The 22,544-nt window shown below is 68.9% G+C and carries 23 protein-coding genes; 3 read left to right on the plus strand and 20 right to left on the minus strand.

From position 1 onward, the window contains the following. Nucleotides 1–15: 15 nt before the first annotated feature. The 10 genes from AC1DYN_RS00450 to AC1DYN_RS00495 all read right to left on the minus strand — a co-directional run bounded on the left by AC1DYN_RS00450 (nt 16) and on the right by AC1DYN_RS00495 (nt 10,743). Nucleotides 16–681, minus strand: coding sequence for an SDR family oxidoreductase (locus tag AC1DYN_RS00450; RefSeq protein WP_477957110.1), 666 nt, complete (start codon nt 679–681; stop codon nt 16–18). A gap of 28 nt (nt 682–709) precedes the next feature. Continuing rightward, nucleotides 710–1,888, minus strand: coding sequence for an acetyl-CoA C-acyltransferase (locus AC1DYN_RS00455; RefSeq protein WP_477957111.1), 1,179 nt, complete (start codon nt 1,886–1,888; stop codon nt 710–712). A gap of 55 nt (nt 1,889–1,943) precedes the next feature. Then, a complete protein-coding gene (gene bioF / locus AC1DYN_RS00460; RefSeq protein WP_477957112.1) occupies nt 1,944–3,125 on the minus strand; it encodes an 8-amino-7-oxononanoate synthase in 1,182 nt (393 codons plus the stop codon). Then, nucleotides 3,122–3,793: a dethiobiotin synthase gene (gene bioD, locus AC1DYN_RS00465; protein WP_477957113.1), complete on the minus strand. Its 672-nt coding sequence runs from the start codon at nt 3,791–3,793 to the stop codon at nt 3,122–3,124. The genes bioF and bioD overlap by 4 nt, the downstream gene beginning before the upstream one ends. Continuing rightward, nucleotides 3,790–5,166, minus strand: coding sequence for an adenosylmethionine--8-amino-7-oxononanoate transaminase (gene bioA, locus AC1DYN_RS00470; RefSeq protein ID WP_477957114.1), 1,377 nt, complete (start codon nt 5,164–5,166; stop codon nt 3,790–3,792). Before bioA ends, bioD begins: the two co-directional genes overlap by 4 nt. Continuing rightward, the gene (gene aceK / locus AC1DYN_RS00475; RefSeq protein ID WP_477957115.1) at nt 5,163–6,947 is read right to left on the minus strand and encodes a bifunctional isocitrate dehydrogenase kinase/phosphatase; all 1,785 of its coding nucleotides are present in this window, start codon (nt 6,945–6,947) and stop codon (nt 5,163–5,165) included. Before aceK ends, bioA begins: the two co-directional genes overlap by 4 nt. A gap of 13 nt (nt 6,948–6,960) precedes the next feature. After that, nucleotides 6,961–7,635, minus strand: a complete 675-nt coding sequence (can, locus tag AC1DYN_RS00480) for a carbonate dehydratase (RefSeq protein WP_477957116.1) — start codon at nt 7,633–7,635, stop codon at nt 6,961–6,963. A gap of 121 nt (nt 7,636–7,756) precedes the next feature. Further along, on the minus strand, nt 7,757–8,908 hold the full coding sequence (locus tag AC1DYN_RS00485) for an ABC transporter substrate-binding protein (protein ID WP_477957117.1): 1,152 nt from the start codon (nt 8,906–8,908) through the stop codon (nt 7,757–7,759). Nucleotides 8,909–9,123: 215 nt separating this feature from the next. Then, nucleotides 9,124–10,302, minus strand: coding sequence for an isovaleryl-CoA dehydrogenase (locus tag AC1DYN_RS00490; RefSeq protein ID WP_477957118.1), 1,179 nt, complete (start codon nt 10,300–10,302; stop codon nt 9,124–9,126). 12 nt (nt 10,303–10,314) lie between these two features. Beyond that, the gene (locus tag AC1DYN_RS00495) at nt 10,315–10,743 is read right to left on the minus strand and encodes a MerR family transcriptional regulator (RefSeq protein ID WP_477957119.1); all 429 of its coding nucleotides are present in this window, start codon (nt 10,741–10,743) and stop codon (nt 10,315–10,317) included. Nucleotides 10,744–10,802: 59 nt separating this feature from the next. Between AC1DYN_RS00495 and AC1DYN_RS00500 the strand changes: the two genes are divergently transcribed. Next, on the plus strand, nt 10,803–11,858 hold the full coding sequence (locus AC1DYN_RS00500) for an MBL fold metallo-hydrolase (protein WP_477957173.1): 1,056 nt from the start codon (nt 10,803–10,805) through the stop codon (nt 11,856–11,858). Here AC1DYN_RS00500 and AC1DYN_RS00505 read toward each other — a convergent pair whose 3' ends face one another. Genes AC1DYN_RS00505 through AC1DYN_RS00525 form a run of 5 tightly spaced genes read right to left on the minus strand, consistent with a single transcriptional unit; the run spans nt 11,859 to nt 16,624 of the window. Beyond that, nucleotides 11,859–12,548 (minus strand): GntR family transcriptional regulator, encoded by a 690-nt coding sequence (locus tag AC1DYN_RS00505; protein WP_477957120.1) that lies wholly within the window; start codon nt 12,546–12,548, stop codon nt 11,859–11,861. 2 nt (nt 12,549–12,550) lie between these two features. Continuing rightward, nucleotides 12,551–13,426: an ABC transporter permease gene (locus tag AC1DYN_RS00510; protein ID WP_477957121.1), complete on the minus strand. Its 876-nt coding sequence runs from the start codon at nt 13,424–13,426 to the stop codon at nt 12,551–12,553. Between the two features lie 3 nt (nt 13,427–13,429). Beyond that, complete coding sequence (locus tag AC1DYN_RS00515; RefSeq protein WP_477957122.1) at nt 13,430–14,296, minus strand: ABC transporter permease; 867 nt, start codon at nt 14,294–14,296, stop codon at nt 13,430–13,432. 1 nt (nt 14,297) lies between these two features. Then, complete coding sequence (locus AC1DYN_RS00520) at nt 14,298–15,581, minus strand: ABC transporter substrate-binding protein (RefSeq protein WP_477957123.1); 1,284 nt, start codon at nt 15,579–15,581, stop codon at nt 14,298–14,300. 50 nt (nt 15,582–15,631) lie between these two features. Next, nucleotides 15,632–16,624, minus strand: a complete 993-nt coding sequence (locus AC1DYN_RS00525) for an ABC transporter ATP-binding protein (RefSeq protein WP_477957124.1) — start codon at nt 16,622–16,624, stop codon at nt 15,632–15,634. A gap of 193 nt (nt 16,625–16,817) precedes the next feature. Between AC1DYN_RS00525 and AC1DYN_RS00530 the strand changes: the two genes are divergently transcribed. Beyond that, the gene (locus AC1DYN_RS00530) at nt 16,818–17,549 is read left to right on the plus strand and encodes an aspartate/glutamate racemase family protein (protein WP_477957125.1); all 732 of its coding nucleotides are present in this window, start codon (nt 16,818–16,820) and stop codon (nt 17,547–17,549) included. A 402-nt stretch (nt 17,550–17,951) separates the two neighbouring features. Here the strand turns inward: AC1DYN_RS00530 and AC1DYN_RS00535 are convergent, their stop codons facing one another. Genes AC1DYN_RS00535 through AC1DYN_RS00550 form a run of 4 tightly spaced genes read right to left on the minus strand, consistent with a single transcriptional unit; the run spans nt 17,952 to nt 20,876 of the window. Then, a complete protein-coding gene (locus AC1DYN_RS00535; protein ID WP_477957126.1) occupies nt 17,952–18,473 on the minus strand; it encodes a nucleoside deaminase in 522 nt (173 codons plus the stop codon). A 5-nt stretch (nt 18,474–18,478) separates the two neighbouring features. Continuing rightward, complete coding sequence (locus AC1DYN_RS00540) at nt 18,479–19,246, minus strand: ABC transporter permease (protein ID WP_477957127.1); 768 nt, start codon at nt 19,244–19,246, stop codon at nt 18,479–18,481. Further along, nucleotides 19,243–20,055, minus strand: a complete 813-nt coding sequence (locus AC1DYN_RS00545; protein WP_477957128.1) for an ABC transporter ATP-binding protein — start codon at nt 20,053–20,055, stop codon at nt 19,243–19,245. The genes AC1DYN_RS00540 and AC1DYN_RS00545 overlap by 4 nt, the downstream gene beginning before the upstream one ends. Beyond that, a complete protein-coding gene (locus AC1DYN_RS00550) occupies nt 20,052–20,876 on the minus strand; it encodes an alpha/beta hydrolase (protein ID WP_477957129.1) in 825 nt (274 codons plus the stop codon). The genes AC1DYN_RS00545 and AC1DYN_RS00550 overlap by 4 nt, the downstream gene beginning before the upstream one ends. An 82-nt stretch (nt 20,877–20,958) precedes the next feature. Between AC1DYN_RS00550 and AC1DYN_RS00555 the strand changes: the two genes are divergently transcribed. Next, on the plus strand, nt 20,959–21,501 hold the full coding sequence (locus AC1DYN_RS00555; RefSeq protein WP_477957130.1) for a hypothetical protein: 543 nt from the start codon (nt 20,959–20,961) through the stop codon (nt 21,499–21,501). Nucleotides 21,502–21,506: 5 nt separating this feature from the next. Here the strand turns inward: AC1DYN_RS00555 and AC1DYN_RS00560 are convergent, their stop codons facing one another. Further along, nucleotides 21,507–22,526 carry an ABC transporter substrate-binding protein gene (locus tag AC1DYN_RS00560; RefSeq protein WP_477957131.1) on the minus strand — a complete coding sequence of 340 codons (1,020 nt, stop codon included), beginning with the start codon at nt 22,524–22,526 and terminating at the stop codon, nt 21,507–21,509. Nucleotides 22,527–22,544 lie beyond the last annotated feature (18 nt).

Raw genomic sequence — 22,544 nt, forward strand, 5'->3', positions numbered from 1 at the left:
CGTTTCTTCGTGCGGCTACCAGGCCAGCGGCTGGTGGTCGTGGTTGAGGAAGCTGCCGTTCTCGGACGGCTTCAGCGCGGCCAGCGTGCGGCGCATGTCGCCGACGCTGCGCTCGACGTCGAGGTCGGCGGCCGAGCCGCCCATGTCGGTGCGCACCCAGCCGGGGTGGAAGGCGACGCAGGTGGCACGGTCGGCGAGCACGAAGGACATGTCCTTCAGCACCGAGTTCAGCGCCGCCTTCGAGGCCCGGTAGAGCCAGCTGCTGCCGGTGCTGCGCAAGCCGATCGAGCCCATGCGCGAGGACAGCACCGCGAGCTTCGCGCCGGGCGCCAGCGCGTCGGCCACCTGCGGCAGGATGCGCATCGCGCCGAGCACGTTGACGTGCATCACGGCATCGAAATCGGCCTGGCTGGGCGTCTGCGGCGCAGCCAGGCGCGGGCCGGTGACGCCGGCGTTGACGATCACGACGTCGAAGGCCTGGCCGTCGATGCGCCAGGCCAGGCCCGAGGCGCTGGCGGTGTCGGCCACGTCGAGCGCGAAGGCCTCGGCGCCGAGTTCGCGCAGGCGCGCGAGGCCGGCCTCGTCGCGCGCGGTGGCGGTGACGCGGGCGCCGTCGGCGCGGTACTGGCGGACGAATTCCAGGCCGATGCCGCGCGACGCGCCGATGATCAGGACGTTCATGGGGTGCGTTCCCGGATTGGCATCCGGGCTACACCAATTCCACGGCCATGGCGGTGGCCTCGCCGCCGCCGATGCACAAGGCCGCCACGCCGCGCTTCAGCCCGCGCTTGCGCAAGGCCCCGAGCAGCGTGACCACGATGCGCGCCCCGCTGGCACCGATCGGGTGGCCCAGCGCACAGGCGCCGCCGTGCACGTTGACGATCTCGTGCGGCAGCTTGTACTCGTGCATCGCCGCCATCGTCACCGCGGCGAAGGCCTCGTTGACCTCCCACAGGTCGACCTCCTTCGCGGCCCAGCCGGTCTTCTTCAGCACCTTGTCGATCGCGCCGATCGGCGCCGTCGTGAACCAGTTCGGCGCCTGCGCATGCACCGAATGCGCCTGGATGCGCGCGAGCGGCTTGCAGCCCAGCCGCCTGGCCGTGCTCTCGCGCATCAGCACCAGCGCCGCCGCGCCGTCGGAGATGCTCGACGCGTTCGCCGCGGTGATCGTGCCGTCCTTCTTGAACGCCGGCTTCAGCGACGGGATCTTGTCGAGCCTGGCCTTGAACGGCTGCTCGTCGAACTTGACCACCGTGTCGCCGGCCTTGCCGGGCAGCGTCACCGGCGCGATCTCCCACTCGAAGCTGCCGTCCTCGTTGGCCTGCTTGCTGCGCTGCGTCGACGCGATCGCGAACGCGTCCTGCGCCTCGCGCGTGAACTGGTACTTGGCCACGCATTCCTCGGCGAACACGCCCATCGCGCGGCCGCGGTCGTAGGCATCCTCCAGCCCGTCGATCGCCATGTGGTCGAACATCTGCGCCGCGCCGTAGCGCACGCCCTTGCGCGCGAACACCAGGTGCGGCGCATTGGTCATGCTCTCCATGCCGCCGGCCACCATCACGTCGGCGCTCTCGGCCTTCAGCATGTCGTGCGCGAACATCATCGCGCGCATGCCCGAGCCGCACATCTTCGACAGCGTCACCGCGCCGGCCGACTGCGGCAGCCCCGCGCCCAGCGCCGCCTGGCGCGCCGGCGCCTGGCCCTGGCCGGCCATCAGGCAGTTGCCCATCAGCACCTCGTTGACGGCGTCGCCGGTGATGCCGGCACGCTCGACCGCGGCCTTGATCGCGATGGCGCCCAGCTGGTGGCCCGCCAGCGCGCTGAAATCGCCCAGCATGCCGCCGATCGGCGTGCGGGCGGCGGAAACGATGACGATGGGATCGGACATGGGGGTCTCCTTCGGTCGGTGAATGGACATCTTTGTACGCTCGGCCGGGCCGGCGTCAATCGGGAATCGGTCCGGCCTGCGCGATCTCGCGCAGGGCCTGCAGCAGACGGTCGACGTCGGCCTCGGTGTGGGCGGCCGACAGCGTGATGCGCAGCCGCGCGCTGCCCACCGGCACCGTCGGCGGCCGGATCGCGGGCACCCACAGGCCGCGCTTTCGCAGCGCCGCGGTCATCGCCAGCGCCTCGGCGTTGCCGCCCAGGATCAGCGGCTGGATCGGTGTCGGCGACGGCGGGTTCGCCCACGGCAGTTCCGCCAGGCCCGTGCGCAGCCGCTGCACCAGCGCCAGCACGTGCGCACGCCGCTGCGGCTCGCGCTGCATCACGCGCAGGCTCTCGCGCAGCACCTCGGCCTGCATCGCCGGCATCGCGGTCGCGAAGACGTAGCTGCGGGTGCGCTGCAGCAGCCAGTCGACCAGCGTCGCATCGCCCGCGACGAAGGCGCCCGCGACACCGGCCGCCTTGCCGAGCGTGGCCATGTAGACCAGCCGGTCCGACTGCAGCCCCAGCTGCGCGGCCGTCCCCTGCCCCTGCGGCCCCAGCACGCCGAAGCCGTGCGCATCGTCGACCAGCAGCCAGGCCCCGTGCCGCTCGCACAGCGCCAGCATCTCGCGCAGCGGCGCGACGTCGCCGTCCATGCTGAACACCGCATCGGTGACGACCAGCTTGCGCTCGGCGGACGAGGCAGCCAGCTGCTCGGCCAGTGCCGCCAGGTCGCCATGCGGGTAGACCGAGACCTGCGCCCCGGACAGGCGTGAACCGTCGATCAGGCAGGCATGGTTCAGCGCATCGCAGAACAGCGCGTCGCCGCGCCCCACCAGCGCCGGCAGCAGCCCGACGTTGGCCGCGAACCCGGCGTAGAAGCTCAGCGCCGCCGGCATGCCGACGAAGGCAGCCAGCTCGCGCTCCAGCGCCTCGTGCGCCTCGGTGTGCCCGCAGACCAGCGGCGACGCAGTCGCGCCGACGCCCCAGGTGGCGGCCGCGCGCTGCGCCGCGGCGACCAGGTCCGGGTGCTGCGCGAGGCCCAGGTAGTCGTTGCTGCAGAAGGCCAGCAGCGCTTCGCCGTCGACCACCATGCGCGGGCCGTCGGCCTGCTGCACGACGCGGCGGCGCCGGCGCAGGCTTTTCTCGTCCAGCGCATCCAGCTGCGCGGCCATCTCGGCCAGGTCGAAGGCGTTCATCGGGTCGTCCAGTGCGCCAGCATGTCCTGCGCGGTCGCCTGCGGGCGGTACGGCAGCTCGGCCCACAGCGGCGCGTCCAGCCGCTCGCGCAGCGTCTGCACGTTGGCATCGGCCGACTGCATCGCCGGGTCGATGTGGTTGGCCACCCAGCCGGCCAGGCGCAGGCCGCGCGCGCGGATCGCCTCTTGCGTGAGCAGCGCGTGGTTCAGGCAGCCCAGGCGCAGGCCGACCACCAGCAGCACCGGCAGGTCCAGTGCCTGCGCCAGGTCGGCACCGGTCTGCGTGTCGTTCAGCGGCACCAGGAAGCCGCCGGCGCCTTCCACCACCACGGCGTCGGCCAACGCCGCCAGCTCGCGGTAGCGGCGGCCGAGCTCGCAGATGTCGATCTGCACGCCGGCGGCACGCGCCGCGAGATGCGGCGACAGCGGCAGCGGCAGGCAGTACGGGTTGTCCAGCTCGCGCGGCACCGCGACATTGCCGGCGGCGCGCAGCGCCAGCACGTCCTCGCTGTCGTCACCGTGCGGCGTCGCGACGGTGCCGGCGGCCACCGGCTTCATGCCGACCACGCGCTTGTGGCGGCGGCGCAGGTCCAGCATCAGCGTGCTGCTGACCAGCGTCTTGCCGACGCCGGTGTCGGTGCCGGTGACGAAGTAGCCTTCGACGTTCACGCGAGGTCTCCCTTGGCCCGGGTGTCGGTCCGGGGTGCATTCTTGTGGCGCGGTCCCGGATTGACATCCGGGCTGCGAAGGGCCGCCAGGGCGCCCGAGGCGAGGTGCGCGCATGCGGCCTCGTCGATCACGTAGGGCGGCATGAAGTACAGCGTCGACCCGATCGGCCGAAGCAACAACCCCTCGCGCAGCGCCGCCGCGTGATACCGCCGCGCAAACAGCGGATCGTCGGTGTCGATGTCGAACGCCCACACCATGCCCATCCGCCGGCTGCGCAGCACCGCCGGGTGCGCGCGCAGCGGCTCGCACAACGCATCCAGCGTCGCCGCCGTCGCCGCGTTGTGCGCCATCCAGTCGCGCTGCGCAAAGATCTCCAGCGTCGCCAGCGCCGCGCGGCAGGCCAGCGGGTTGCCGGTGTACGAATGCGAATGCAGGAAGCCGCGCGCCGTGCTGTCGTCGTAGAACGAGGCGTACACGGTGTCGGTCGTCAGCACCGCCGACAAGGCCATCGTGCCGCCCGTCAGGCCCTTCGACAGGCACAGGAAGTCCGGCACGATGCCGGCCTGCTGGTGCGCGAACAGGCTGCCGGTGCGGCCGAAGCCGACCGCGATCTCGTCGCACACCAGGTGCACCTCGTGGCGGTCGCACAGCGCGCGCAGCTCGCGCAGGTAGTGCGGGTCGTGCATCGCCATGCCGGCGGCGCACTGGATCAGCGGCTCGACGATGACGGCCGCGATCTCGTCGTGCTGCGCCTCCAGCACCGCCTGCAAGGCCCGCGCGCAGCGGCGCGCCACGTCGGCCGGCGACTCGCCCGCCTCGGCCCGGCGCGCATCCGGGCTCGGCACCGTCGCGCTCAGCCGCACCAGCGGCCCGTAGGCCTCGCGGAACAGCGGGATGTCGGTGACCGACAAGGCCCCCACCGTCTCGCCGTGGTAGCCGCCTTCCAACCCGATGAACTTCGTCTTGCCCGGCCGCCCGCGGTTGCGCCAGTGGTGCGCGCTCATCTTCAGCGCGATCTCGGTGGCCGCGGCGCCGTCGCTCGCGTAGAACGCATGGCCCAGGCCGGTCAGCGCCGCCAGCTGCTCCGACAGCGCCACCACCGGCTCGTGCGTGCAGCCGGCCAGCATCACGTGGCACAGCGTGTCGAGCTGCCGGTGCAGCGCCGCGCGCAAGTGCGGGTGCCCATGGCCGAACAGGTTGACCCACCACGAGCTGATGCCGTCCAGGTAGCGCCGACCGGCGCCGTCGACCAGCCACACCCCTTCGGCACCCGCGACCTCGAGCAGCGGCTGCGTCTCGTGCTGCTTCATCTGGCTGCACGGGTGCCACACCGCGGCGCGGCTGCGCTCGTTCAAGCCGCTCATGCCGCTCATGCCGCAGCCTCCTGCGCGGCGCGCAGGCGCCGCAGGTTCTTGAAGCGCTTCGCCGGGTCGTACGGGAACACGTCGTGCACATGCCCGCCTTGGATGCGCTCCTTGCGGCTCTGCCAGAACTCCGCCTCCAGCAGGTCGGCGTGGTGCTTCATGAACACCTCGCGCACGCCCGGGTTCCCGAGCAGGAAGGGCCCGAAGGTCTCGGGGAACACGTCGCGCGGCCCGACCCGGTACCAGACCTCGGCCGACAGCTCTTCCTCCTCGGTGCGCGGTGCCGGCACGCGGCGAAAGTTGCAGTCGGTCAGGTACTCGATCTCGTCGTAGTCGTAGAACACCACCTTGCCGTTGCGCGTGACGCCGAAGTTCTTCCACAGCATGTCGCCGGGGAAGATGTTGGCGGCCACCAGGTCCTTGATCGCGTTGCCGTACTCCACCACCGCCCGCTCCACCTGCTCGGGCGTCGCCTCCTGCAGGTAGATGTTCAGCGGGATCATGCGGCGCTCGATGTAGACGTGGCGGATCACCAGGTCGTCGCCGTCCTCCTCGATCAGGCTGGGGCAGAAATGCTTCAGCTCGGCCACCAGCTCGTCGTCGAAGCGAAAGCGCGGGAAGGCCACGTTGCTGTACTCCAGCGTGTCGGCCATGCGCCCGACGCGGTCGTGCTGCTTGACCAGCAGGTACTTGCCCTTGATCTGCTCGCGCGTCGTCTCCTTCTGCGGCGGGTAGAAATCCTTGATCACCTTGAAGACGTACGGGAACGACGGCAGGTCGAACACCAGCATCACCATGCCCTTGATGCCGGGCGCGATGCGGAAGGTGTCGCTGCTGTGGCGCAGGTGCGCGAGCAGGTCGCGGTAGAAGATGTTCTTGCCCTGCTTCTGCAGCCCGATCGCGCTGTACAGCTCGGAGCGCGGCTTGCGCGGCATCAGCGTGCGCAAGAACTGCACGTAGGCCGACGGGATTTCCATGTCGACCAGGAAGTACGCACGCGCGAAGCTGAACAGCATCAGCAGCTCGTCCTCGCTGAGCAGCACGGTGTCGATGGTCAGCCCGCGCCCGCCGGCGCTGTGCAGGATGGGCAGCGCGAACGGCGTCTCCTTGAAGCCGTTGATCACCTTGCCGACGGCATAGGCGCCCTTGTTGCGGAAGAACAGCGAGCTGAGCACCTGGATCTGGAAGTTGGCGCGCGGGCGGAAGTCGCCCAGCTCGGCCGTCACCGCCGCCAGCACGTGGTCGACGTCGCGCGCCAGGTCTTCGAACTCGCAGGCGAGCTGGAAGTTGTTGACCACGCGCAGCCAAGTCTCGCGCAGCGTGTCGCGCGTCGGGTAGTAGGCGCGGTAGGTGGGCTGCGAGGCCGGCTCGTCGTTCTCGATGTACTCGGTCGAGACCGCGGGCCGCACGAAGATGAAGTCGTTGTTGAAGTAGCTGCGGTGCAGGATCTTGGTCGTCACCGAGTTGAAGAAGGTCTCGGCCAGCTCCGGCTGGTGGTGGTTGGTCAGCAGGCCGATGTAGTGCAGCTTGGCCTCCTGCCAAGCCTCCATCGACAGCGTGCCGGCACCGAAGTCGCGCTGCAGCCGCTCCACCGCCTCGTCGACGCGCAGGTCGTAGAACTCGATGCGCTCGCGCTGCGCACGCTGCTGGCCGTGCCAGTCGGCGCGCTCGAAGCGCTGCTTGGCCTCGGCGCTGGCGGCGCGGAACAGCCGGTAGTGGCGGTTGAAACCGTCCAGCATCGCCTGGGCGATGCCGAAGGCGCGCGCGTCGGTGAGGGCCTGCGGGAACATGCGTGGCAGCGGTTCAGCCGACCGCCCCCATCGACGCATAGCGCGACTGCAGGCCGGCCAGCGCGTCGTCGTAGGCCGTCGCCACCTGCTCGGCGCCGGCGATGGTGATCTTCATGTCCTGCAGCAAGCCGTTGTACAGGCCGTAGAACCAGCCGTGCACCACCAGCTCCTGGCCGCGCCGCCAGGCTTCCTCGACCACCGTGGTCTGGCACACGTTGCGCGCCTGCTCGATCACGTTCAGCTCGCACAGCGCGTCGACGCGGCGCGCCTCGTTCACCGTGTCCAGCCAGGCCTGGTGCTTGTTGCGCACGTCCTTCACGTGGCTGATCCAGTTGTCGGCCAGCCCGACGCGGCGGTCGTGCAGCGCCGCCGCGACACCGCCGCAGCCCGAATGGCCGACCACGATGATGTGCTTGACCTGCAGCATGTCGGTCGCGAACTGGATCACCGACAGGCAGTTCAGGTCGGAGTGCACCACCACGTTGGCGACGTTGCGGTGCACGAACAGTTCGCCCGGCGCCAGGTCGACCAGCTCGTTGGCCGGCACACGGCTGTCGGCGCAGCCGATCCACAGGTACTGCGGCGCCTGCTGCTTCAGCAGGCCGGTGAAGAAGCCGGGCGTGCGCGCCTCGGTGCGCTGGGCCCACAGGCGGTTGCTGTCGAGGAGTTCTTGCAGGTCGGTGGTCATGATGTTGCAGTGCAGCGAAACCGGATGCAGTGTACGCATCCGGGCTGCACGCCGACCCCGCCGACGTGTCGAGTGCCAGGTGCCGTGCCACCGCTCCCGCGGTGGCACGGAGCACCCGCGGTTATTGAAGGATCTTGCCGTTCGAGCCGAACATCGCGAAGTCGACGTAGCGCGAGCCCGGGCGGTCGTTGCTGCTGAAGTCGAGCGTGTAGCCGCCCACGTCCACCGAGGCGGCGGCGTTCATCGCCTGCGTCACGCCGGCGGGCGTCAGGTTGTTGCTGCTCTCGAGGACCTTGACCAGCGCCTTGGCCGCGATGAAGCCCTCGATCGAACGCGCCGACAGGTCGGGGTTGTTCGACGCCTGCTTCAGCTGCAGGTACTCGCGCACCACGGCCAGGTTGGTCTGCTGCGCGGTCGGCAGCACCACCGAGAACGCGTAGCCGCGCGAACGCTCCGGGCCCAGCGCCTTCAGCAGCGCGTCGGTGTCGATGATCGACAGGCCGTACAGGATGCCCTGGCCGCCCTTGGCGGCGTACTGCTTGACGAACTCGATGCCGGCCGCCGTCGTCGCGCCCAGGAACACCACGCCCACCTTCGCGTTGATGATGTCGGCCACCGATTTCTCGACCTGCACCGTGTTGCGCGGGTAGCCGCTGGTCACCACCAGGTCGATGCCGTGCTGCTTGGCAGCCGCCTGCGCACCGGCCAGCACGTCGCGGCCCAGGCCGTCGTCCTGGTAGACCAGGCCCACGCTCTTGACGCCCACGTGCGCCAGCTGGTCGAACAGCCGACCCACCTCGTCGTGGTAGCTCGCCTTGACGATGTGCATGCCCGGCGCCTTGACCACCGTCGCCGCACCCGACACCGCGCCGATCAGCGACACCTTGGTCTGCGTGAACACGCCGTCCTTGGCCAGCGCCTCGAGGTTGGCGGTGCCCACCGTGCCGATCATCGCGACCGGCGATTCGGCGCCGATCAGCTCGCGCGTCAGGCGCACGCTCTCCTCGGGCTTCTGGCCGTCGTCGCGCGTCACCAGCTTGATCGGCCGGCCGCGCACGCCGCCCTTCAGGTTGACCGCGTCGAAGTAGAGCTTCGCGCCGGCATTCATCGCCTTGCCGGTCACGGCCTGCGGGCCGCTGAACGGGGCGACTTGTCCGATGACGATCGGTTCGGCAGCCAGCGCCGCGAGCGGCGAGAACAGGGCCGCCATCAGGCCCGTGAACGCCAGGGCGCGCACGCGAAACCGCGCGGTGGAGGTCGGGTTGGTTTTCATCAGGATGTCCGGTTGGGCGCAGGACGCGCCGAATGGACAGCATCTTAGAAAATTGGACCGGGTTTTCCCTAGTCATCCGACGACTCAATTGAAAGCCCATGTGAACTGCTGCGCGAAGTTTGACCTGGGCACCGCGGCCCTTGTGCGCCATGCGCCCGAAGCTGTCAATTTGCCGTCAGGCCGGCAGACCGAATAGGCTGGGGGCGGCATAGCTGCTACATCGTCTCGGCGAACAGCTCCCGGCCGATCAGCATGCGCCTGATCTCCGACGTGCCCGCGCCGATTTCGTAGAGCTTCGCGTCACGCCAGAGCCGGCCCAGCGGGTACTCGTTGATGTAACCGTTTCCACCGAAGACCTGGATGCCCTCGCCGGCCATCCAGGTGGCCTTCTCGGCGCACCACAGGATCACGCTTGCGCAATCCTTGCGCACCTGGCGCACGTGGTCGGTGCCCAGCGCGTCGAGGTTCTTGCCGACCGTGTAGCAGAAGGCGCGCGCCGCCTGCAGCACGGTGTACATGTCGGCGACCTTGCCCTGGATCAGCTGGAACTCGCCGATGCTCTGGCCGAACTGCTTGCGGTCGTGGATGTACGGCACGACGTTGTCCATCACCGCCTGCATGATGCCGATCGGCCCGGCCGCCAGCACCGCGCGCTCGTAGTCGAGGCCGCTCATCAGCACCTTGGCGCCGCCGTTCAGGCTGCCCAGCACGTTGGCCGCCGGCACCTCGACGTTGTTGAACACCAGCTCGCCGGTGTGGCTGCCGCGCATGCCCAGCTTGTCGAGCTTCTGCGCGATCGAGAAGCCCTTCATGCCCTTCTCGACCAGGAAGGCGGTGACGCCGCGCGCGCCCAGCTCGGGCTCGGTCTTCGCGTAGACCACCAGCGTGTCGGCATCGGGGCCGTTGGTGATCCACATCTTGTTGCCATTGAGCAGGTAGAAGCCGCCCTTGTCTTCAGCCTTCAGCTTCATGCTGATGACGTCGGAGCCGGCGCCCGGCTCGCTCATGGCCAGCGCGCCGACGTGTTCGCCGCTGATGAGCTTGGGCAGGTACTTCTGCCTCTGCGCCTCGCTGCCGTTGCGCTTGATCTGGTTGACGCACAGGTTGCTGTGCGCGCCATAGCTCAGGCCGACGCTGGCGGACGCGCGGCTGATCTCTTCCATCGCGATCATGTGGGCCAGGTAGCCCATGCCGGCACCGCCGTATTCCTCGCTGACGGTGACGCCGAGCACGCCCAGTTCGCCCATCTTGCGCCACAGGTCCATCGGGAACTGGTCGCTGCGGTCGATCTCGGCGGCACGCGGCGCGATCTCGGCCTCGGCGAAGGCGCGCACCGTGTCGCGCAGCGCGTCGATGTCTTCGCCGAGCTGGAAATCGAGTCCGGGCAGGTTCATGGGGTGTCTCCTTCAGTCTTGTGATGATGAGTTCAGCAGCCGCTTCGCTTCTTTCTCGTGCTGGCGCACCTCGTCGAGCGTCACGTGCAGGTCGGCCATCTGCTGCTCCAGCTGCTGGCGGTGCACCGCCAGCACGGTCAGGAACTTCTTCAGCTGCGGCTGGGTGTCGCGCGGCGACTCGTACATGTCGACCAGCTCCTTCACCTCGGACAGCGTGAGCCCGAGCCGCTTGCCGCGCAGCGTCAGCTTGAGCCGGGTGCGGTCGCGCGCGGTGTAGATGCGGTTGCGCCCGGCACGCTGCGGCGACAGCAGCCCGCAGTCCTCGTAGAAGCGGATGGCCCGCGTGGTCAGGTCGAACTCGCGCGCGAGTTCGCTGATCGTGTAGGTGATTCCCGAGGATGACGAGGCGGTGGACGCCTCGGCGACAGCAGCGTGCGGCATGAAAACCTAGAATCGGCTGATTGACGTATACGTAAAGTGTAGCAACCTCCATGAAGCCGATGAACGAGCTCGAACGCCAACTGCAGTACCCGCTGGACGAGACGCTGCCCGACAGCGGCCGCACGCTGGAGGTGGCGCCGGGCGTGCGCTGGCTGCGCATGCAGCTGCCGTTCGCGCTGGACCACATCAACCTGTGGCTGCTGCGCGACCAGGCCGACGGCGTGGCGGGCTGGACGATCGTCGATTGCGGCATCACCAACGATGCGACGCGCGCCGCCTGGGAGCAGGTGTTCGAGACCGAGCTGCAGGGGCTGCCGGTGCTGCGGGTGATCGTGACGCACATGCATCCGGACCACATGGGGCTGGCGCACTGGCTGACCGAGCGTTGGGGATGCCGCCTGTGGATCAGCGCGACCGACTACAACGCGGCGCGGGTGGCGAGCAGTTCCACCACCGGCTTCGGCGGCGCGGCGGCGGCGAAGTTCATGGCCAGCCACGGGCTGACCGACCCGGAGGCGGTGGAGAAGATCAAGGCGCGCAGCAACTACTACGCGAGCATGGTGCCGCAGGTGCCGGCGGCGTTCCGCCGCTTGCTCGACGGGATGGTGCTGGCCATCGGCGGGCACGATTGGCAGTGCATCTCGGGCTACGGGCATGCGCCGGAGCACATCTCGTTGTACTGCGCCGGGCTGGGCGTGCTGATCTCCGGCGACATGCTGCTGCCGAAGATCTCGACCAACGTCAGCGTGATCGACCTGGAGCCGGAGGCCGACCCGCTGCCGCTGTACCTGTCGTCGATCCAGCGTTTCAGTTCATTGCCGGCCGACACGCTGGTGCTGCCATCGCACGGGCGGCCGTTCCGCGGGATGCACACGCGGATCCAGCAGTTGGTGACGCACCACGACGAGCGGTTCGCGGAGGTGATGGCGGCGTGCGCGGCCGCGCCGCAGAGCGCGGCCGACCTGCTGACGGTGCTGTTCAAGCGCAAGCTGGACCTGCACCAGACGACGTTTGCGATGGGGGAGTCGATCGCGCATCTGCATGCGCTGTGGCTGGCGGGGAAGCTGGTGCGCTCGGTGGATGGCGACGGGGTTTATCGGTTTGCCGTGGCCTGATTACGCCCGATACCCCTTGAACACATCCCGCAACGCCGGCACCGCCTTCGCCACCGGCTGCGACAAGGACCGCTCGATCTCGTTCAGGTGCCGGCGCATCTCGGTCGACGCGCCCGCCCCCGCCCCTTTCGCGATCACCTGCAACAGCTGCTGGTGGCTGTGCGCCACGCACATCGGCTCGCCCGGCGACTTGTACAGCGCCATCAGCAGCGACGTGGTCGGCAGCAACTCCTCCAGCAGCCGCACGAAGATCGGGTTGCCGCTCATGCGCGCGAGCTTCAGGTGGAACTCGCCCGACAGCCGGATCGCCTCCTGCTTGTTCTGCGATTTCGTCGCGCGCGCCTCGGCCTCGACCAGTTGCCGCAGCTCGGCCAGTTGCTCGGCGTCGAGCTTGCCCGCCAGCCGCCGCGCCACCTCGCATTCGACGACGCGCCGCGCATCGAACACGTGCTCGCCGTCGCGCCGCGTCGGCTCGGGCACCTGGGCCCCGCGGTTCGGCCGCAGCACGATCACGCCGTCCTGCGCCAGCTTGTGCAGCGCCTGCCGCACCAGCGTGCGCGAGACCTCGAAGGCCTGCGCCAGCTCCTCTTCGCGCAGCCGCGAACCGGGAGCCAGCCGGTGGTCGATCACCGCGGCGTAGATGGCCTCGTAGACCCGGTCGGCACCGGTCGCCGCGGACGCGCCGGCCATCGTCAGGCGCCGCGCCGCTTGCCGAGGAACTTCACCAGCGCCAGCGTGCAGCCCATCACCACGAACGACACCACCGTCGTCACCGTGCCCAGCGCGTAGATCGCCGGCGTCGTGACGGTGCTGGTCAGGCCCTGCAACTCCAGCGGCAGCGTGTTGACGTCGCCGATCGCCTGCGAGGTGCGTGCGATCTCGTCCCAGCTGAGCGTGAAGCCGAACATGCCGACGCCCACCAGGCTGGGCGCGATCAGCGGCAGCACCACGTGGCGGAAGCTCTGCCACGGCGTCGCGCCCAGGTCGGATGCCGCCTCCTCGAAGGCCGGGTTGAAGCGGTTGAAGACCGCCAGCATGATCAAGAGCCCGAACGGCAGCGTCCAGGTCATGTGCGCGCCCAGCGCCGAGGTGTACAGCCCCATCGCGGTGCCGTAGCCTTCGAGCAGGCCGCTCGCGCCCAGGCTCTCCAGCACCCATTTGAACGCCGTGTCGACCAGCCGGAATTGCAGGCCGATGCCCAGCGACACGACGATGGACGGCATGATCAGGCTCGCCACCGAGGTGTAGAACAGCAAACCCGAACCGGCGAACTTCTTGCGGAAGGCAAGGCCGGCACCCAGCGACAGCAGCACCGTCAGCGCCATCACGACGATGCCCAGCGCCACCGAACGGCGAAAGGCGGCCGCGATGTCGACCACGCCCATGCCTTCCCACAGCCTGGCGAACCAGTGCAGCGAGACGCCGCGCATCGGGAAGGTCAGCCCGCCTTCAGGCCCCTGGAAGCTCAGCACGAAGATCGTGATCATCGGGCCGTAGAGGAACAGCACGAAGGCGCCGAACACGGCGGCCAGCGCGTAGAAGCTGCGGGGGCGCTTGTCGGCGTGCATGGTTCAGAGTTCCTTGCGGATGTCGACCAGGCGCGTGAGGCCCCAGATCATCATCAGCACCACCGCCAGCAGGATGACGGCGTTCGCTGCCGCCATCGGGAACTGCAGGTACGAGGTCTGCACCTGGATGATCTTGCCGACCGAGGCGATCTGCTGGCCGCCCATCACGCCGATGGTGACGAAATCGCCCATCACGATCGTGATGACGAAGATCGAGCCGATGATGATGCCGGTGCGCGACAGCGGCACGACGACGTTCCACACCGTCTGCCAGCCGCTCGCGCCGCTGTCGCGGGCGGCCTCGATCAGCGCGCGGTCGATGCGCATCATCGAGTTGAAGATCGGCACGATCATGAACATCGTGTACAGGTGCACGAAGGCCAGCACCACCGAGAAGTCGCTGAACAACAGCCACTCGATCGGCGCGTCGATCACGTTGAGCGACTGCAGCCCCTGGTTGATCAGCCCGTTGCGCCCGAGCAGCGGCACCCACGAGATCATGCGGATCACGTTGGAGGTCCAGAACGGCACGGTGCACAGGATGAACAGCAGCGTCTGCGCGCCGACCGAGCGCACATGGAAGGCCAGGAAGTACGCGACCGCGAAGCCGACCAGCAAGGTGACGAGCCAGACCAGGAAGCAGAACTTCAGCGTCGACAGGTAGGTCTTGAAGGTGACCACGCTGAAGATGTCGAGGTAGTTCTGCAGCGTGAAGGCGGGGATCAGCTCGTAGTCGCTGGCGCGCCAGAAGCTGACCGTGACCACCAGCACCAGCGGCAGCACCAGGAACAGCACGAACACCAGCGCGAACGGCGCGGCCTGTAGCCCGGATGCCAATCCGGGATGTTCGCGGGCCACGGGCGCGCTCATGTCAGGCCGCGACGAACTCGTTCCACTTCTGCACCATGTACGCGTTCTCGTCCATGATCGCGTTCCAGCACGCGATGCCGCCCATGCGCGTCTCGTAGCTGCCGCCGTCGCGCACGCTGCCCGTCTTCGCCAGCAGGTCGCCGTTGGGCGACTTGATGTCCTGCGTCGCCGCCTTGCCTTCCATCCAGTAGGCCCATTCGTAGGCCTCCATCTTCGCCTTGGCGGTCTCCAGCACCGCGCTGTAGTAGCCCTGGCGGTTCAGGTAGGCGCCGGCCCAGCCGTCGAGGAACCAGTTGATGAACTCGTACACCGCATCGGCCTTCTTGCCGCTCACGGTCTTCGGCACGCCGAAGCCGGCAGCCCACGCGCGGTAGCCTTCCTTCAGCGGCTGGAAGGTGCAGGCGATGCCCTTGGTGCGCACCGCGGTGACGGCCGGCGACCACATCGACTGGATCACCACCTCGCCCGAGGCCATCAGGTTCACGCTCTCGTTGAAGTCCTTCCACAGCGCGCGGAACTGGCCGGCCTTCTTCGCCTCGATCAGGGTCTTGATCGTGAGGTCGATCTCCTTCTTCGTCATGTTGCCCTTGTCGGGGTACTTGTAGATCCCCATCGCCTCCACCACCATCGCCGCATCCATGATGCCGATCGACGGGATGTTCAGGATCGCGGTCTTGCCCTTGAACTCGGGGTTCAACAGCTCCTTCCAGCTCTCGATCGGGCGCTTGATCAGGTCGGGCCGGATGCCCAGCGTGTCGGCGTTGTAGACCGTCGGGATCAGCGTCATGAACTGCGTCGGCTCCTTCGCGAAGTCCTTCGCGGTCGGCGACGCGACGTACATCACCTTCTTCGGCGCGGTGCCCTGGTCGCCCACCTTCTTGCCGGCAACCTCGCCCTTGGTGAACAGCGTCGTGATCTTGTCGGCGTTCTTGATGCGCTTGGTGTCGATGCCCAGCAGGTTGCCGGTGGGCAGGATCTTCTTCAGCGAGAAGTACTCGGTGTCGATCAGGTCGAACGAGTTGGGCGCCGTGACGGCGCGCTTGGTCACGTCGTCGGTCGTGACCGGGATGTACTGGATCTCGATGCCGGTGTCGGCCTTGAACTTGTCGGCGATGGCCTTGTCCTGGTTCACCGCGGTGCCCAGGTAGCGCAGCGTGATCTTCTCCTGCGCGTGCACGAACGGGAAGGCCAGCGCGCCACCGGCGGCGGCCGCGCCCTTCAGCAGCGTGCGGCGACCGAGCTTCGGTGTGGCCGGTGTGGCGTTCGGGTCGTTGTGGTCGGACATGGAAGGCTCCTCGGGGTGTTGTGGGAACGGAAAGGGGTCAGGCCGATGGCTTACACCAGAGAGTGGGCCTCGGCGGCGGCCCAGCTGACGTGCACGGTGTCGCCGGGCGCGAACGGCGCGGCGTCGAAGCTGGCATCGGGCAGGGTCGCGGTCCATTGCGTGTCGGCCGGCTCGCCGTGCGGCGCCAGGCTGACCTGTACATAGGTGCCCTGGTACTCGACGGCCTTGACGGCCGCGGTGCGCGAATCCGCGAGCGCCTCGCGCTGCAGCCGCATGCGGTCGGCACGCACCGCGACCGCACCGGCCGGCGACGCGATCACGTTGTGGGCGCCCATGAAGCGCGCGACGAACTCGCTGCGCGGCGCGTTGAACACCTCGCGCGGCGAACCGGTCTGCTCGATGCGGCCCTGGTTCATCACCACCACCTGGTCGGCCAGCGCCATCGCCTCTTCCTGCGAGTGCGTGACGTGCACGAAGGTGAAGCCGAGCTCCTGCTGCCAGCGCTTCAGCTCGGCGCGCATCTGCACGCGCAGGAACGGGTCGAGCGCCGACAGCGGCTCGTCGAGCAGCAGCACGCGCGGCTCGGTCATCAGCGCGCGCGCCAGCGCGACGCGCTGCTGCTGGCCGCCGGACAGCTCGCTGGGCAGGCGCGCCAGGTAGGGGGTCATCGCCACCAACGCCAGCAGCTCGCGCGCCCGCGCATGGCGCTCGGCCGGCGGCTTGCCGCGCATCTTCCAGCTGAAGGCCACGTTGTCGAGCACGCTCAGATGCGGGAACAGCGCGTAGCTCTGGAACATCATCGCGGTGCCGCGCTCGGCCGCCGCGGCGTAGGTGATGTACTTGCCGCCGAGCAGGATCTGCCCGTCGCTGGCCAGCTCGTGCCCGGCGATCATGCGCAGCGTCGAGGTCTTGCCGCAGCCCGACGGCCCGAGCAGGCAGCAGTAGCTGCCGGAGGGAATCGCCAGGTCGATGCCGTCGACGGCGACCGTCGCGCCGTAACGCTTGACCAGCGAGGTGAGCACCAGGGACGAGTCGGGCTTCATCGCCGGCGTGTATGCAAAGCATGTGCCAGTGATCTTTCCCTGTTGCGCGGGCGCAGGCCGCACCAACAGGGGATTCTCAGGCCGCACGTCGCCCGAATTTGGGGCGTATTGCCGCCTTGGATCGGGCGCACGACTTGCTGGTGCATGCCTTCGCTTTGTATACAAAGTGGCCTGGGTTCCTGAGGAGAAGACGATGAAGATCCGCGTGATCAACCCCAACACGAGTGCGTCGATGACGGCCAAGATCGGCGAGGCGGCGCGTGCGGTCGCGGCGCCCGGCACGCGGGTCGACGCGGTGCAGCCGAGCTTCGGCGCACCGTCGATCGAGGGGCACCACGACGACGTGTGGGCCGCGGCCGGCGTGACCGAGCAGGTGCGGGCCGGCGAACTGGCCGGGGCCGATGCGCACGTCATCGCCTGCTTCGGCGACCCGGGCCTGCATGCCGCACGCGAACTGGCGCGCGGGCCGGTGATCGGCATCGCCGAGGCGGCGTTCCACTGCGCGTCGCTGCTGGCCACCGGCTTCTCGGTCGTCACGACGCTGACGCGCACCTGCGTGATCGCCGAGCACCTGGTGCTGCAGTACGGCTTCGAGCGGCGCTGCCGCGGCATCCACGGCACCGACATTGCGGTGCTCGAGCTGGACGATCCGGCCAGCGACGCCTATGCGCGCATCCTGGCGAGCGCGCGGCAGGCGCTGGAACGCGACCGCAGCGGGGCCATCGTGCTGGGTTGTGCGGGGATGGCGGACCTGTGTGCGCGGCTGCAGGCCGAGCTGGGTGTGCCGGTGGTGGATGGGGTGGCGGCGGCGGTCAAGCTGGCCGAGGGGCTGGTCGCGATCGGGCTCGGGACGAGCAAGCGGGGGGACTATGCAGCGCCGCTGAGCAAGAGCTATGCAGGCCTGGCGGCGCCCTGGTCGCCGTGACCCGGATTGGCATCCGGGCTACCAGCATTCGTAGCCCGGATGCCAATCCGGGGCGGCGGCGCCGCACTCACCGGGTGCGGGTTGGCCGGCCACCTGGTTGGCGCAACTCGGCTCGACGCTTCTCGAACTGCCGTCTCGCATCTGTGTCGCCGACGCTCGGGCGAGGATCCTCGATCGAGGCTTGCACGCTCTCGAGGAACCACGACTCATACTCGCCGCAATCGGCATCCGGCTTCTGAGGGGTCTCAAGGTCGCTGGTTCCGGTCGACTTTTGCATGACATCTCGAAACGAGGACACCGTTCGGGCTGAGCCTGTCGAAGCCCTGGTCCGCAAACGCCGGGACAGCCGTTCGCTGCGGCGCCGGCCCTTCGACACGGGCCTTCGACAAGCTCAGTCCCTGCTCAGGGCGAACGGGGTGGCGGTGGTGGCGTTGGTGTCCAGAACCCGCGCTGCAGCTCGAGGATCTCCGACTCAACCCCGGCCACCGGCCCCCACACCCGCACCGCCTTCTGCCCGCGCGCAAACACCTCCCTGCACGGCAGGTCCAGCGTCGGGTTCTCCGGATGCGCCCCGGTGATCGCCCGCAGCGCCGACTCCGGCACGCCGTACACCAGCCGCCCGATGTTCGCCCAGTACTGCGTGCCCGCGCACATCGCGCACGGCTCGACCGTCGTGTACAGCGTGCAGTTCCACAGGAAGCCGGCCGCATGGTTCAGCGACGCATGCCGCGCCAGCGTCGCCTCGGCGTGGTGCACCGTGTCGACGTTGCCCTGCTCGGCCAGCACCGTTTCATGGTCCGGCCCGACCAGCACCGCGCCGAACGGATGTCGTCCCAGCGTCATCGCGCGCCGCGCCACGTCGTTCGCGCGCCGCAGGTGCCGCAGCATCTGTTCGGCCGTCGGGTCCGGGTTCGCGAAGTCCATCGCCATCAACCGCCTCGCGATCCGCGGTGCGCCCACCCGGTGGTGCGCCTCTCGAGCACCGCGAACAACTCGTACATCGCCATCGCCATCCCTCCCACCACCACCAGGCCGGCAAACGCCAGCCCCATCTGCATCGATGACCCGGCGGACACCAGCAGGTAGCCGATGCCCTCGTTCGCCGCCGTCATCTCCGACACCGTCGTGCCGACGAAGGCCAGCGTGATCGCCACCTTCAGCGACGCATAGAAGTACGGCATCGAGCGCGGCAGCCCCACCTTCAGCAGCACGTCCCGGCGCCGCGCGCCCAGCACGCGCAGCACATCCTCCAGCTCCGGCTCCAGCGTCGCGAGGCCGGTCGCGATGTTGACCGTGATCGGGAAGAACGAGATGAGAAAGGCCGTCAGCACCGCCGGTCCGGCACCGATGCCGAACCACACCACCAGGATCGGCACGAAGGCCGCCTTCGGCAGCGCGTTGAAGGCCGTCATCAGCGGGTACATCGCCGCATACGCAAGCCGCGAGCTGCCGACCACGAAGCCCAGCAGCACGCCGACCCCGATCGCCAGCCCAAAGCCCAGCATCGTGACCCAGAAGGTGCGCCACGCATGCATCGCGATCACCGCATGGAACTGCCACAGCTGCTCCGCGATGCGCGACGGGCTGGGGAAGATGAAGTCCGACACGCCGAAGCCGCGGCATGCGAGCTCCCACACCAGCAGCACGGCCGCCAGCAGCAGCCACGGCGCGAAGCGTTCCCGCTGCAGCTGCGTCACGGCGCCACCTCCGCGGCCGGCCGCCGGATCGCGCCGATGTGCTCGCGCAGTTCGAGCACGATGTCGCTGAACTCGCGCGTGTAGGTCAGTTCCAGCCCGCGCGGGCGCGGCAGCGCGATCTCGCGCCGCACCAGCATGCGCCCCGGGCTGCGGCTCATCACGTGCACCGTGTCGGCCAGGAACACCGCCTCGCGCAGGTCGTGCGTGACCAGGATGACGTTGAAGCGCTGCGCCGACTGCAGGTCGCGCAGGATGCACCACAGCTCCTCGCGCGTGAAGGCATCCAGTGCACCGAACGGCTCGTCCAGCAGCAGCATCTTCGGCTCGTGGATCAGCGCGCGGCAGATCGACGCACGCTGCTGCATGCCGCCCGACAACTGCCACGGGAACTTGTCCTCGTAGCCGGCCAGCCCGACGCTCGCCAGCAGTGCCCGCGCCTTCGCCTCGTACTCGGCGCGCCGCGCGCGGAACTGCGAGCGGTGCGGCTCGACGATCTCCAGCGGCAGCAGCACGTTGCGCAGCGTGCTGCGCCACGGCAGCAGCGACGGCGCCTGGAAGGCCATGCCGGTGATCTTCAGCGGCCCGCTCACCGGCCGGCCGTCGACCAGGATCGTGCCCTGCGACGGCTGCTTCAGCCCGGTCGCAAGCTTCATGAAGGTCGACTTGCCGCAGCCCGACGGCCCGACGATCGCGATGAACTCGCCCGGCCGCGCCTGCAGCGTGATGTCCTCGACCGCGAACTGGCGGCGCGCCAGCAGCGCCTCGTCGTACGCGAGCCAGACGTTGCGGAAATCGACGAAGTGCGTCATGGCAATTGCAGCCGCGCAATCAACGACTTCACCGCCTCGCGGTACAGCCCCGGGTCTTCGCTGTGCAGCCGGCTGTGCGAGCCGCCCGTGAACTCGACCCAGCGCGTGCCGGCCGGTGCCGCATCGCGCAGCTGGCGGCCCAGGCCGATCGGCACGGTGTCGTCGGCGCTGCCGTGCATGATCAGGATCGGCGCGTCGATGCGGCCGATCTTGTCGATCGAATCGAACTTCTCGCTCGCGAGCCACGAGGCCATCGTGCCCAGCGTGCCCAATTCGGCCGCCACGGCCGGCAGCCGCGTGAAGGTGGATTCGAGGATCAGCCCGCCGTAATCCTGTCCGCGGTGCTTGCGGCTCGCCAGCTCAACGGCCACGCCGCCCCCCATCGAGTGGCCGAAGATCACGCGCCGGCCCGGATCGGGCTGGCGCTTCACCAGCTCGGCCCAGGCCACGTCGGCATCGGCGTAGATGCTGGCTTCGGACGGAATCAGCGGCGTGCTCTCGCCCCAGCCGCGGTAGTCCACCGCCAGCACCGAGAAGCCGGCCTCGCGCAGCGCCTCGATCTTTGGCAGGTTGCGGTACAGCGCGCGAAAGGTGCCGTGCAGGTACAGCAGCGTCGGCGCCCGGGCATCGGCATTCGGCAGCCACCACAGCTGCAGGCGGTCCTGCGTGCCCGGCACCGCCCCGGGCACCGCGACCGTGTAGGACAGGTCGCCCGGGCGCAGCGCGAAGTCCGCCGGCTGGCCCGGCGACGGGCGGAACACCAGCTGGCGCTGTTTCAGGTCCCACCAGGCGCAGCCCTGCAGCAGCAGGGGTGATGACATGAGACAACACATGACACACCACCTCACGGCAATGGAGGCGTGCGCCCAAAAAGCAGCTCGAGAGTTCGCGACAATCGCGGCCATGAAGTTTCCTGCCCTGGCGCCTGCCGCCTGCCTCTGCCTCGGCAGCCTGACGCCTTGCGCGCGTGCCCAGACCGCACCGATTGCGGCTGACGCGCCGGTGGCCACTGTACCGGCGATGCTGCCCACCGACCGCGAGGGCGAGACTTGGCGCCTGATGTACTCGCCGTTCACCTACCACTACTCGCGCGACCCCGACCACCGCTACGTGTGGATGATCGGGCTGGAACGCGAAGGCCCGACCAACGTGGTCGCCGGCCTCACCTACTTCAGCAACTCGTTCGGCCAGCCCAGCACCTATGCCTACGTCGGCCAGCGCCTGACCGGCTTCAGCGACTACGACAAGCTGTTCGCGCAGTGGACCGCCGGCCTGATCTACGGCTACAAGGCGCCGTTCGACGACAAGGTGCCGCTCAACTACAAGGGCTTCTCGCCCGGCCTGGTGCTGACGGTGGGCTGGGAGCTGACCCCCACCTGGTCGACCCAGGTCAACGTGCTGGGCAACTCGGCGCTGATGTTCCAGCTGTCGGCCGTGCTGCGCTGACGCCTTCACTTGCGCGCGGCGGCGAAGATGTTGCGCGACGCGGCATCGGGCAGCAGGCTGCCGTCCCACACCGCGGCGGGGTCGACGCGCTGCCGCGTGCCGAAGGCGTCCGACACCTGGCTGGCCATCAGGCTCAGCCGCGGCGCGAGCACCGCGCCGAAGCCTTCGGCCCGGGCATCCGGCGTCAGCACGGTGGCGTCGAGCGCCAGCTTCAGGCGCCGCAGTTCGAGCTCGTCGTTGATGATGCCGTCGCGCGCCTTGACGCTCGCGATCGCCGCCTTCGGGTCGGCGACCACGTCCTTCATGCCCTTGGTGAACGCGCGCAGGAAGGCCTGCACGGCCTGCGGGTTCTTCTTCAGGAACTCCTGCGACACGATGATCGCGTTGCCGTACAGCTTCACGCCGAACTGCGGGTACGGCAGGATCACCACGTCGTCGGCCTTCACGCCGCGCGCCTCCAGGTTCAGCAGCGAGGTGAACGAGAAGCCGGTGATCGCATCGATGTCGCCGCGCACCAGCATGGTCTCGCGCAGCGGCGGGTCCATCGCGGTCCAGGCCACGTTGGCGATGCCGTTGGCCTTCGCGAAGATCGGCCAGGCCTTGCGGCCGGCATCGAACACCGGCGCGCCGAGCTTCTTGCCGTTCAGGTCGGCCGGCACCTTGATGCCGGACTTCTTCAACGCCAGCACCGCGGCCGGCGTGTTGTTGTAGACCATCATCACCGCCACCGGCTTGTTCGGCGCGGTCGGGTTGTTGGCGTGGAACTCCATCAGCGCCGCGAGGTCGGCAAAACCCATGTCGTACGAGCCCGACGCGACGCGCGTGACGGCCCCGCCCGAGCCGTTGCCGGCGTCCACCGTGACATTGAGCTTCTCGGCCTGGAAGTAGCCCTTGGCCACCGGCACGAGGAACATCGCGGCCGGCCCTTCGAAGCGCCAGTCGAGCTGGAACTTGATCGGCGTCTCCTGCGCCAGCACCGGCAGCGAAACCACGAAGAAAAGAAAAGCCAGCGTGCGAGCAATCATCTTCGTAGCCCGGATGCC

The organism is Rhizobacter sp. P2_D12, assembly GCF_056404395.1.